Origin of the sequence: Burkholderia alba (assembly GCF_034721475.1) — a bacterium.
GTDB classification, from domain to species: Bacteria; Pseudomonadota; Gammaproteobacteria; order Burkholderiales; family Burkholderiaceae; genus Burkholderia; species Burkholderia alba.
The window spans coordinates 1-11,197 of sequence record NZ_JAWJWL010000001.1 but is presented as its reverse complement, the minus strand read 5'-3'; the positions used below and the strand labels follow the sequence as shown (position 1 = coordinate 11,197).

Annotated in this window: 12 protein-coding genes; all 12 read left to right on the top strand. The window is 62.8% G+C overall.

Annotated elements, in window-relative coordinates; translation table 11 throughout:
• Nucleotides 1-69 precede the first annotated feature (69 nt).
• The 12 genes from RZR99_RS00060 to RZR99_RS00005 all read left to right on the top strand — a co-directional run bounded on the left by RZR99_RS00060 (nucleotide 70) and on the right by RZR99_RS00005 (nucleotide 11,176).
• The gene (locus tag RZR99_RS00060; protein WP_323117692.1) at nucleotides 70-1,359 is read left to right on the top strand and encodes a PrgH/EprH family type III secretion apparatus protein; all 1,290 of its coding nucleotides are present in this window, start codon (nucleotides 70-72) and stop codon (nucleotides 1,357-1,359) included.
• Nucleotides 1,356-1,625, top strand: a complete 270-nt coding sequence (bsaL, locus tag RZR99_RS00055; protein WP_323117691.1) for a type III secretion system needle filament protein BsaL — start codon at nucleotides 1,356-1,358, stop codon at nucleotides 1,623-1,625. The genes RZR99_RS00060 and bsaL overlap by 4 nt, the downstream gene beginning before the upstream one ends.
• Before the next feature lie 59 nt (nucleotides 1,626-1,684).
• Complete coding sequence (sctI, locus tag RZR99_RS00050; RefSeq protein WP_323117690.1) at nucleotides 1,685-1,987, top strand: type III secretion system inner rod subunit SctI; 303 nt, start codon at nucleotides 1,685-1,687, stop codon at nucleotides 1,985-1,987.
• Between the two features lie 4 nt (nucleotides 1,988-1,991).
• Entirely contained in the window at nucleotides 1,992-2,855 is an 864-nt protein-coding gene (gene sctJ / locus RZR99_RS00045; RefSeq protein ID WP_323117689.1) for a type III secretion system inner membrane ring lipoprotein SctJ, read from the top strand.
• Nucleotides 2,852-3,436, top strand: a complete 585-nt coding sequence (locus RZR99_RS00040) for a type III secretion apparatus protein OrgA/MxiK (RefSeq protein ID WP_323117688.1) — start codon at nucleotides 2,852-2,854, stop codon at nucleotides 3,434-3,436. Before sctJ ends, RZR99_RS00040 begins: the two co-directional genes overlap by 4 nt.
• Nucleotides 3,405-4,166 carry a type III secretion system stator protein SctL gene (gene sctL, locus RZR99_RS00035; protein ID WP_323117687.1) on the top strand — a complete coding sequence of 254 codons (762 nt, stop codon included), beginning with the start codon at nucleotides 3,405-3,407 and terminating at the stop codon, nucleotides 4,164-4,166. Before RZR99_RS00040 ends, sctL begins: the two co-directional genes overlap by 32 nt.
• A complete protein-coding gene (locus RZR99_RS33255; protein ID WP_407655377.1) occupies nucleotides 4,126-4,329 on the top strand; it encodes a hypothetical protein in 204 nt (67 codons plus the stop codon). Before sctL ends, RZR99_RS33255 begins: the two co-directional genes overlap by 41 nt.
• Nucleotides 4,330-4,953: 624 nt before the next feature.
• Nucleotides 4,954-5,778 (top strand): winged helix-turn-helix domain-containing protein, encoded by an 825-nt coding sequence (locus RZR99_RS00030; protein WP_323118004.1) that lies wholly within the window; start codon nucleotides 4,954-4,956, stop codon nucleotides 5,776-5,778.
• Complete coding sequence (locus tag RZR99_RS00025) at nucleotides 5,742-6,230, top strand: hypothetical protein (RefSeq protein WP_323117686.1); 489 nt, start codon at nucleotides 5,742-5,744, stop codon at nucleotides 6,228-6,230. Before RZR99_RS00030 ends, RZR99_RS00025 begins: the two co-directional genes overlap by 37 nt.
• 1,027 nt (nucleotides 6,231-7,257) lie before the next feature.
• Complete coding sequence (locus RZR99_RS00020) at nucleotides 7,258-7,443, top strand: hypothetical protein (RefSeq protein ID WP_323117685.1); 186 nt, start codon at nucleotides 7,258-7,260, stop codon at nucleotides 7,441-7,443.
• Nucleotides 7,444-8,324: 881 nt separating this feature from the next.
• Nucleotides 8,325-8,474 (top strand): hypothetical protein, encoded by a 150-nt coding sequence (locus tag RZR99_RS00010; protein ID WP_323117684.1) that lies wholly within the window; start codon nucleotides 8,325-8,327, stop codon nucleotides 8,472-8,474.
• Between the two features lie 1,508 nt (nucleotides 8,475-9,982).
• Nucleotides 9,983-11,176 (top strand): hypothetical protein, encoded by a 1,194-nt coding sequence (locus tag RZR99_RS00005; RefSeq protein ID WP_323117683.1) that lies wholly within the window; start codon nucleotides 9,983-9,985, stop codon nucleotides 11,174-11,176.
• Nucleotides 11,177-11,197 lie beyond the last annotated feature (21 nt).

Below are 11,197 nucleotides of genomic sequence, written 5' to 3'. Positions count from 1 at the left end.
GCCGCGAATCGGGCAATCACTTCGAGATCGAAGCGTCGATCGATCGAGCCGCCACGGGAAATGGCAGACATGAGTCAAACAGATTCAGAACGAGAATTATTGCAGCTCCGAATCCTGTTCGGTCCGCTTTTCGGATCGGATATCACGATCCTGCGAAACGAGACATTTTTCCGCGTCGGAGACGCATTGATCGACGATTCGCATGACGCGCTCACGGCGAATACGACTGCGCATTATCTGGAGCGCGCGATCGACACGTTGTATATCCCGTATCAAAGCGACGCGCCGAATTTCCGATTGCGCGTCTTTGCATCGGGCGAATGCGTGCGCGCGATCACGGAAACCGGCGGCGACGCGCTGAACGATTTCGAAATCGATTTTCTCTCCGCCGACGGTTGCGATACGCGCGGCGCGACGTTCAACACCGTGTGCCGTTCCGGCGACGTCGCGTTCGCCGTCAAGCGGCATCACGAAACGTGGAGCGACGGCGTCGTGCGCTACACGCCGCGCCCCGCGCCGATCGATGCGCGCCGGGACGCCGGCGACGTCGCCGGCGACGTCGCCGGCGCGTCCGGCGTCCATGCGTCCCGCTTCGCGCTCAAGCTGACCGGCCTGCTCGTCGCCGGGGCGGCGCTCGCGGCGCTCGCGTACTGGCAGGCGCAACGCCACGTCGGCGCGCAGAAACTCGCGAGCGTCGCCGAGCTGCTGGCGGGTTCGCCCGCGCGCAACGCGATCCTGCCCGGCGCCGACGGGTCGATCTATGTATTGAGCGCGTCGCAGGACGGAGCGGAATGGGATCGCGAGGCATTGCTGAAAGCCGCGTTGCCGGAAAAAGTCGAGGTCGTCGTGATCGGCGCGGAGCGGCACCGCATCGAAAGCCAGCTCGACGAGGCCGGCGTCGACTTCGTCACCGTGCGCCTCGACGCACCGGCGCACCCCGTGCTGGTCGTCACCCACGGCCTGTCCTCCGTCGCTCGCGACGCGGCCGTTCGCGAACTCCGCCGCGCGGCGCCGTACGCGGAGGACGTTCGGGTCGTCGACGCGGCGCTCGGCGCGATCGAGCAGGACGCGCGCGACGCGCTCGACAGGATCGGCGCGCGCTACCGCCTGCTCCCGCGGCAAGGCGGCGCGACGTTCGAAGTGGCGACGTCGTTCGGCGACGAGGAGCTCGCCGCGCTGCAGGCGCTCATGCGCTCGTTCGGCCACAAATGGGGCATGCGCCGCGTCGATTTCAAGATCGCGCTGCGCACCGACTGGCTGAAGGGCAAATCCTATCGGGACGGCGGCGACGGCTACGTGCTGCTCGATCACGCGTCCTGGTATTTCCCGCAACCTTTGGAAGGAGCACATTCCCGATGAGCAATACCCCGACTCCGTTGCTGCTCGACTATGAATGGTCAGGCTATCTGACCGGCATCGGCCGCGCGTTCGACGCCGGCGTGAAGGACCTGAACCAGCAGCTGCAAGACGCGCAGGCGAACCTCACGAAGAATCCGAGCGATCCCTCGGCGCTCGCGAACTACCAGATGATCATGTCCGAGTACAACCTGTATCGCAACGCGCAAAGCAGCGCGGTGAAATCGATGAAGGACATCGATTCGTCGATCGTCTCGAACTTCCGCTAACCTCTCAACCGAGCCCGGAACGACGCGGCGCATGCCGCGCCGCGCCGGCCCGAACGATCATGAACATCACGAATCCGCACGCCGTATCCGCGCTGTCGCCGCTCAGTGAAATCGAATCGTCCGATCATCCGGCCACGCTCGACACGATCCTGAAGCACGTCGTCGCGAGCGCGAACGACCAGTCGAATGTCGCGAAATCGAGCATCGAATCCCGACTCGCCGATCCGGTCGACTTCGCGCACCCGGAAAAACTGGTGGCGCTGCAAACCGAGCTGTCCGACTACGGCATCGCCATGTCGCTCGCGAGCACGCTCGCACGCAAGGCCGTGTCGGCGGTCGAGACGCTCGTCAAGGCGCAGTGACGCGATGAAGCGAATCGTCTCCTTGTCGCTGCTGCCGGCACTCCTGCTGCTTGCCGCGTGCAATCAGCAGGAGCTGCTGAAAAGCCTGACCGAGCAACAGGCGAACGACGTCGTCGCGGTACTACAGGCTCACGATCTCGCCGTGCGCAAGGAAGACCTCGGCAAGATCGGCTACGCGGTCACCGTCGAGCAAGCCGATTTTCCGACCGCCGTCGATCTGCTTCGACAGTACGGCCTGCCGTCCCAGGCGCGCGTGCAGATCGCGCAGGCGTTCCCGTCGGACGCGCTGGTCGCGTCGCCGCAGGCCGAACAGGCCCGCCTGCTGTCGGCCGTCGAGCAGCGCCTCGAACAGAATCTCGCGGCGCTGCAGAACGTCGTCAGCGCGCGCGTGCAGATCAGTTATCCGCTGAAGCCGTCCGACAGCGGCAAGACCGACGCGCGGATGCACGTCGCGGCGCTGCTGACTTATCGCAACGACGTCAACGAAGACATCCTCGTGAGCGAAGTGAAGCGTTTCGTGAAAAACAGCTTCACGAACATCGACTACGACGACATCTCGGTGATCCTGTACCGCGCGCCGTCGCTGTTCCGCGGCGCGCCCACGGCCGCCGCGCCGCAAGCGGGCACCGCATGGCGCGACTGGCTCGCCGTGCCGGCGGTCGCGCTCATGGCGGCCGCGGCGGCCTGGTTCGCCTGGCGGCGGCGCCGTCTCGCCGAGCGCGGCGCGTCACCCGGCGACGCATCGCGGACGACGTCCGACACGCCGATCGATCCGAGCACCGCCGCGTCGATCGACGCGATCCATTCGTCCCGCCCGGCCGGTCCGACGCGAACGGCGCGCGACGATGCGCGGGAGCCGCTCCGTTGACTACGCAGGCGCTGATGCAGGTCATGTACGGTCCGCTCGGCTACGCGCACGCCGATCATCGGACGATCGCCGACATCGATCTCGCGCGCCTGCCCGCCGATCTCGCGAATCAGTGGATCATCGACCATCATCGACTCGACACCGCGCTCGATTTCGATTGGCGCGACGCGCCGTTCGTCCGGGCGTGCGTCGATCATTGGGCGCATCTGCCGCGCGTCGCCTTCTTGATCGGCGTGCAACGACTGCGCGCGACGCTCGTCGCGCATGGCCGCTACGCGTGGCTCGATCCGGCCGGCCGGCGCTTCCTGTGTCTGCCCATTCCCGCCGTACCGAACGCGACGTGCACCGGCGCGCCCGATGATCGCGCGATCCTCGCGGCCGGAGCCGCGAGCCTCGCCGGCGCGCTGCGCGATGCACCTCGCGCGCTGCGCCAGCGTCTGCCGCTGCTGTTCCCGCGCGCGTGCGCGCCAAGCCCGGCGGCCGGACTCGATGCTTTCCGCGACGCGCACGACGCCTGCCCTCCCACGTTGTTCTCCTTCGCGATGAATCATGCGCTCCTGGACCCCGCGTCAGTTTCCTGACACGCTGACGGCACTCGCCGGCGTGTTGATCAAGCGCGCGCCGCTGTCGCAGGCGGCGCGCGCCGAACGCTTGCTCGACGATGCGAAGCGCCGCGCCCGTCAGCTCGTGCGGGACGCCGAACGCGAAGCGCAAGCGTGCCGCGCCGCGGCGGCGACGGACGGCTACGAAGCCGGATTCGCCCGCGCGATCGCGCAAATCGGCGCGTGCGTCGATCAATGGGATCAGCGTCGCGCGACGCTGGCGGAGCACGTCGTCGACGATATCCGACAGTCGCTCGAGGGCCTGCTCGACGATCCCGATCTGCTGCTGCGCATCGCCGATACGCTCGCCCGCCGGGAAGCCTGCGCGACCGGCCGGCCGTTGCGCGTATCGGTGCCGGTGCGCGCGAGACGAACCGCGCACGCGATACGCGACCGCTTGCAGGAAACCTATCCGTCGGTGCAGGTCGTCGTGGCCGACACGCGCACGTTCGTCGTCGAATCGGGCGAGGACATCCTCGAGTTCGACCCCCGCGACGTCGCGCGCGAACTCAGCGACGCCGCGCGCGCCGCCTGTCGCGCCGTCGCGCGCGCACACGACGATGCATCCGCGCGAGGCGTGACGACCGATGCGCGGCGCGGCGCGCCCGACGTCGACGATGCTGCATCGCCCGTCGCCCCATCCGCCCCAACCGAACCGGAGTTGCCCGATGCCCGTATCGCCCGCCACGACCCCACCCACGGCCGCTGAGCCCGTTCGACGCCCGGCCGGCGACGATGCGTCGAAGCCGCCGCCGTCGCTCGACGACATCATGAAGCAATGGTTGATCAACGACTTCAAGCAAGCAGTGATGTTCCCTGACCCGGACGATCCGGCCGCCTGCCCGACGTTCGACGGCAACGGCACCTGGTAGGCCTCCCCACGCCGGCTCGCGCTCACGCGAGCCGGACAAGGCGCGGCCCTTCGCCTCGCGCGCCACTTCTCTCCCCCCCTGCCCCGAGTACCGTCATCGAGACTTGCATGCGGCGGCGCTACCGCCTCGCTCGCCGCGAGGAGATCGAGCGCATCGCGGCCGATTCCACCGGCGCCGGCCTTCTTCGCGCCCGCGTTCTCGCTTGATCCATTGCCAATTTCAATTTGAATTTCGATTGAAATTTGATAATTCGTACACCGAAGTTCGTTGCCGCCGTCTCGATTGGCATCGCATCGCACATGTAAACAATTTATTAAATAATTGCTTACGACAATAACGTAAAAGATAATGTCACCTCAGCGTCCTGCCGGGGTCATCAGGAACGCCTCCGAACGAGCCGCCGTCGACGTGCCACGGGCTGCTCCCGACATCCGAACTTCTGCGGCAAATCGACGCATCCCCACTCAACCGCGCGATGGCGCGACGCCTGTGCGCGCCGCCATCCGGTCAATGCTCGACAACCATGCGTGTGCGCCATTCGATGCGCCGTGCGCTCGGGCAGACCCATATCGGCGATTCATATCGCTTTGGAATGTTTTTTTTAACAGTGGGAAGCGCCATATTTTGAGTAAGTACCAGATCGACGGCAGTGTCGTATTCGATAGTCAAGCGATGACGCTTTCCCGCGGCGGCATCACCACCACACTCACCGCCAACGAGGCGGAGCTGCTTTCCATCCTGATGCTCGGCACGGCCAGCAAGCAAGCCGTGATCGAGCAGATCTGGGAGAGCAAGGGCCTCTTCGTCACCGAGGGCAGCTATCACCAGCTCGTGCGCGCGCTGCGCGTGAAGCTCGACGAGCAAGGTCTTCCTCGCACCGACGTGAAGACGTTGCCCAGGCTCGGTTTGAGATTCGTCGGGCTCGTCGAGCCGCTCGATCCTGCGCCCGTTGCGGCGGTCGTGCCCGAAACGCCGGAGCCCGCGCCCGTCATCGCGCTCCCCGGCGCGCAAGCGGCCCTCGCACCGGGCGTGGCGATGGCGCCCGCGCCGCTCGATGCACCCGCCCTATTGGCCGCCGGCGTGACGGTCGATGCGCGCGCCGCCGGGCGTCCGTCGAATGCGCGCTCGCCGCGCCGCCGCGCGGCGTATTTCGCGATCTACGTGACGCTCGCGGCCTGGGCAGGCGTGCTGACGTGGCAAACCTTCCGGCACCGCGACAACACGTTCCGGTTCCGCTTCCAGCAAACCATCGACGGCATTCATTACTTCTCCGACGGCCGCATGGATCAACCCAACTTGCTGAAGGCCATCGACATCTCGCCGCTCAAGGGCAGCTTCGTCTACAAGATCGGACTGGGATCGAACGACTGGCTGGCGGTATGCCCCAAATCCATCTACGAAACGCCCGAACTGTGCCAATCCTATTTCATCGAAAAAAAGAGCAACTGATCGCACTGTGCGTGGCGGTATTGGTCGGATGGACCGTCTGGTATGTGACCGTGGGCGCGTATCGCGACTTGCCGCACGGCAAATGCGTGATTCGCCAGCCGCGTTTCGTATTGAGCAAGGGTGAGGTGACGCGTCAGGCGGTCTTGTCGACGTCGTTCTGGCTCGACGTGCATCGGGTCCATGTCTCGGGTTGCTTCCAGCATGAGAAGGAGAATCTTTCCATCGATCGCAGCGGTTCGCTGCAGACGCTGTTCAGCGGCGACGGCTCGTTGCTGTGCCGGGTGAGCCACGTCGCCTACACCGCGCGCGACAGCGCGGCCTCCCATCCGCTGCCGTCCGCGTTGCCCGATGTCGGCGACGAAATCGATCTGCGCTTCAGCAAGATCGCATCCAATGCGTGGATCGTCGAAACGGGCGACGATCGCGCCGGCATGTGCCTGGTGGAACCCTGATCGCTCCGGGTCGCCGCCGGCCGTAGGCGCGGCCCCGGCGCACGGCCGGCGACGGTTCGGTCGTCATGGCGATGCGTCGACCGGACGCGCCGCCGATACGCAGCTTGTCGAACAGGCCGTCGAGTCGCGCCCCGCATCCGCCGAAACGCGCGAGGTTGGACGATGGGCAGTCCGCTCCGAACCACCGCCTGTCCGCCAGATCCGAATCGGTGATCCGGTTTTCGCTCGACCGACCGGTCGAGCGATTTCCACTGTCTCAGGGATCGGGGGAGCAACGGAACAGGGAGACCTACGGACACGCCTGAGAGTACGTGGCAGCACCCTGCGGCGAACACGCGATGCCCTTCCTGGTTGACGCGCGAGGATCCGCTATCGTCGGAACCGACATGCCATTGAGCTGCGAACAGCCGATCGGTGTGGACGACGTCGTATGGCGGTGGTCCTCGATGCCGCTATGACAGGCAGAGAGCAGCGTGGCGCCAAAAAGCGCGACAACACGCGTCGTCCGGTTACCGACTAGAAACAGGCAGCAGTGGAATCGAAAAAACGCATCGATGCGAACGGCATTGAGAAGTGACGCATGAAATTGAACCTTCTCCTTCTTTCACGGATAGGAAAACTGATCGAATTCATTCTGTCTGCTGCTAGGCAAACGCACAAAACGATACTATGTATCATTGCCTATTCCCCCTGAGCAAGGGGCGCAACGCGCCACCCGCGACAGACTACGGCAGCGAGAAGACATAGCGCCCACGCGTGTTGATGTGCTCTGGGCAGCCCAGCCCAAAGGTGTAAATCCGTCCAAATTTCGTGCCCCTCCATCCAAATCTGCGCCGCGCGTCTTTCGATGTATTGACATGACAGCGCAACCCCACCTACCGTGAAATTGAAGTTTCGATTCAGCGAATCTTCAAATATGGACGGAAGTTCCCAACACGCATCGACGTCTTACACAATGATTGAGCACATATGCGTAGCGGCGTGCCGATGTTCGCGAGAATTCCGTCAATTCAATAAGGAGTCCAAGATGATTGAGCTGCGTGCAAGTGAGATTCAGAAAGTGGCGGGGGCGTCGACCCCCAATGGCTTGATTGTTCCGTTTGTGGGAGAAACCGGTCTCAATGGAGAGGCGCTTGCGGGCGGGGGCTGTTCGGAGCCGCAGTACACTTTTTACTATGTTCTGACAGGGCAATCGATTCCGTGCATCGACTGAAGGGGGTATGGGTTGATCGTAAGCGCCCAGTTCTCCGCACCTGGCCACGGCAGTCGGAAAACATCGCGAAGAAGCGCCTCGCTGAGGCTAGCGCAAAACACTGCGCCGAAGCGGGAACGCCGAACGATCAGCGACAGGCTCAGACGACCTGCCGCCCGCGTGCTCGATCGCACGCGGGCGCTACAAGGCGGGAGTCGGCACCTTCATCGGACGGCTGAACGCCCGGACGGCGCTGACCGATGCGCAGACGCAGCGTGTGCTGGCCGTATCGATATGACGCATCGCCCAGCTCAAGCTCGCGGCGAGTCTCGGCAATCTGTGATTGCGGGGGAAAAATTAAGCGAACCGAAGCTACACCGCCATTTGGATTCGCATGCTCGTCGGTGCCGCACAGCGACTCGCTGCCGTGCACCTCTCCGTCAGGCTGCCCTGTTCAGGGGAACACGCCCCCGTCGCCGGGATTTCAGCAGACGGCGCCTCCATGCACCCACTTCGACGGCGACGTCGAGATCCGCATCGCGACGTGACCGCGCAACGTATTCAGGCTGCAAGATCGGTCGCGGCTTCAACGCACGCGCAATTTTCCGGCGCAACGGTAGCGCCGGCCACCAAGATAGAGATCGCTTTCGCGACCGACGTACAGTACCCCGACAACCCGCGCCGTCGTCCATTCCTCCGCACGTCGGACACAAGCCCATCGAGCAGCGATCCACGCGTGAACGACCGCGATCAAAAATGGACGCACAGTTACCCCGTCTCGTGACGGTTGCCCTACTCTTTTCGAAAGCGATAAAAATGGAATCGATCGTTAGACGAACTTACGTTCATGATGGTTGATGCTGGCAGGAGCTCCCTGTTTTTCACGTCAAGGAGAGAGAAAGATGAAGGTGCTAGAGCAAAGCGAAATCGATCAGGTCGCCGGTGGCATCGTTGATGATGTACCTGGTGGCGATCCGACAACCAATGTCTCCAACCAAAACGGTTGGGACAATCTCAATCAAACCTGCTGTACGGCCAACATGGATCTTTGACGGCCGGCATCTGGTTGACACCGTCCACCCGCCGGGCTCCAGTGCGGCGCGCGGGACGGTGTGCGACCGACGCCGCTTTGACCTGCCCGATTTCTTCGGGTCATTTCAATCTGGGAGAACGGCCTCGTGATCCGCTTTAGGATGACAGGACCGATCCGAGAGCGAGCTTTTTGGCAAACTTGATCCTGGACCAGGAGGAAGTTTGCCAAGAAACGGGAGCGCTTCTCGACTCAACAGATTGTGGCAATGCTGAAGCAAGCAGCGCCGGGAATACCGGGGCCGCGCTGATCCGGCAAGTCGGCATGTCGGAACGGACCCTCCATCGATGGAAGAAGCCATACGCCCGGATGCAGCCGGGTCAGCGCCCTGACCCAAGAAATCTCCATGTCCGACCGGGGCTCGTTCTGGTTCGGGAGCGCTTCGCTCAAATTCCTTCCGCTTTCTCCCCCTGCTGATCGGACTGCCCTTGCGATAGGGCCGCGTCCGGCCCTATTTCGTCCCGCTGAGACATTGGCGCCCGGTGGCCCGTCCTACGCTCGCCCACTCCCGTCTCGACGCTCATCAAAAAAAGTTTGACGAATGCGATTTGCNCAGGTTGGCGCGGACTTGCGCCACGTCGTAGAGAAAGTGGCGCTGCGCGAGCGGCGGGCGGGCGTTGCCGCTTGCGACGTTGGGGGCGGCCTAGCGAACGATGCGTGATGTGTGCACTGTGTTCATCAAAAAAAGTTTGACGAACAGGATTTGTCGTTGCATTCTTTCATGCAAATGGCAATAGCAGTTAGTATGGCTTAATAAATTCAAACAAATTGCTAACATTATTATTTAATAATACTTACATCCAGAGGGTGTCTCCGAGGTCGAATTTTCCCTATCCTTTTCGCTTGCGATTCATTCCCGGTGTCATGAGACGTCGATCCGCTCAACGGCGGGTGGATGCCATCCCGGGACAAGATACGCGAGCGTCCCGAGGGATTCAGCAGGCCCCGTCGGCAGCACACCAGAAGCAAAACGGATCGAGAGATTGTCGATGCATGTTCAAGCCGCGCGCTCGCGTTGTCTGAAGATGCGTCCGGATCAGGGTTGTCGGGCAGTCTTGTCGGTCCGAGTTCGTCAAATCGAACAGTGCCGTCATGGACGCACATCAGCGGTGCACGCGGATCGTCGCATAGCCTGAACGGGCTTGACCCGCGTGAAGCCGGCGCAGCAACGCATGCGGCGAAGGCCAAGCGGAACCGCCAGTCGCATTGTTCGTACCGGCGCGAAGCATGACGGCATCATCGGCTCGAAGCAGTTGTTCCAGGAATCACCCGTTTTGCAATCCAGATGACCATACCGGTTAAGCAATAGCGGCTTTTCCGGCCACATGACATTTAGGATTGCCACACAATTCCAAATATTGAGATTCGCGGTACCCCATACGAATTTGCGACGGTTTGCTGTACGGCGGTCGGGGCCCTGGATAGTCCGGGGACGAAGGCCATACGACGTTATGCCCACTGGAGAAAGCGATGCGATTGAAACTATGGCTGGCGACATGTCAACTCACCTCTGCTGCCGCTATCGCGGGGGCGGGGCTCCTGACGAGCGCGATCCCGTTGTCCGCGCATGCGGGACAGCTTGCCAACAGCTTTGGCGGTCAGGCTCAAACCCAGGCTCAGGCGCAGGCCGGAGCGCAGGCAACCTGGCGCGAGAACATCAAGCAAGTCGCGCCCCCCACGACGGGCTGTTTTCATGCCTCCTACCCCAGCATGACCTGGGCGAGAGTCGTCTGCGGCCCGGAGCCGACCAATCGATCCGCGCGACCCGCGCCGCGCAGGAAGATCGTGCGCGCGGAAGACGGGCTTTCGGCGTCGATTCCTGATACGGCGGGCAACGGCAACGACTACATCATCAAAACAACCTCCGCGATCATTTCGGCGGTGGGAAGTTTCCCGTCAGCGACCGGGATTACCTCGGAGAAGGGCGTCAATAACCCCGAATACGCGCCGGATGTCGGCATCACCGGGAGCAATCAATATACGTTGCAGTTGAACAGCAATCAAAGCACCTCGGCGGCAGCCTGCTCGAATTTCGGATACGCAAGCTGCACGGTATGGGAGCAATTTGTCTACTCGACCAACAACAACTATGATCCGTCGGCCCCCAATGCCAGTGGTTCCCCCGCCGAACCCCAGGTTTTCATTCAGAACTGGGTCTATCCGTCCGCGAATGACTACAGCAATTTGGGCTGCCCGTCGGGATGGGGGGACGCCACTGACAGTAATGGGGCAGCTTGCTATACCAACAGCTCGGCGACTACCGTCCCCGCTGTCGCGGCGAGCCAGTTGGCCAGCCTGAAGTTGTCGGGATCCGCCTCCGTCAACGGCAACGATACGGTCACCTTCACGGATGGCACGGAAGCTTATTCCGCCAGCCAGCCCGGCAACACGACCGATCTTGGCGCATGGTGGAATTCTGCGGAATTCAATCTGGTTGGTAACGGCGGCGGCTCGGTCGCAACCTTTAATAAAGGGGTTTCCATCACGCTGAAGATCGCCGTGAATGATGGAAGTACGGCTGCGCCGAAATGCGGCGGCCCCTCCATCACCGCAGCGAACGGCGCGACCGGCGAATCCAACAATCTGACGCTCTCGAAGACATGCACCGCATCCGCTGGAACGAGCACGACGTCACCCTCGATCCAGTTCACTGAATCGGATTGATCTGTGTCAACGCGATTGACT

What these genes read in the sequence shown, in the direction of transcription:
- RZR99_RS00060 (WP_323117692.1), top strand. Translation starts at nt 70, where the DNA reads ATGAGTCAAACAGATTCAGAACGAGAATTATTGCAGCTCCGAATCCTG.
- bsaL (WP_323117691.1), top strand. Translation starts at nt 1,356, where the DNA reads ATGAGCAATACCCCGACTCCGTTGCTGCTCGACTATGAATGGTCAGGC.
- sctI (WP_323117690.1), top strand. Translation starts at nt 1,685, where the DNA reads ATGAACATCACGAATCCGCACGCCGTATCCGCGCTGTCGCCGCTCAGT.
- sctJ (WP_323117689.1), top strand. Translation starts at nt 1,992, where the DNA reads ATGAAGCGAATCGTCTCCTTGTCGCTGCTGCCGGCACTCCTGCTGCTT.
- sctL (WP_323117687.1), top strand. Translation starts at nt 3,405, where the DNA reads ATGCGCTCCTGGACCCCGCGTCAGTTTCCTGACACGCTGACGGCACTC.
- RZR99_RS33255 (WP_407655377.1), top strand. Translation starts at nt 4,126, where the DNA reads ATGCCCGTATCGCCCGCCACGACCCCACCCACGGCCGCTGAGCCCGTT.
- RZR99_RS00020 (WP_323117685.1), top strand. Translation starts at nt 7,258, where the DNA reads ATGATTGAGCTGCGTGCAAGTGAGATTCAGAAAGTGGCGGGGGCGTCG.
- RZR99_RS00010 (WP_323117684.1), top strand. Translation starts at nt 8,325, where the DNA reads ATGAAGGTGCTAGAGCAAAGCGAAATCGATCAGGTCGCCGGTGGCATC.
- RZR99_RS00005 (WP_323117683.1), top strand. Translation starts at nt 9,983, where the DNA reads ATGCGATTGAAACTATGGCTGGCGACATGTCAACTCACCTCTGCTGCC.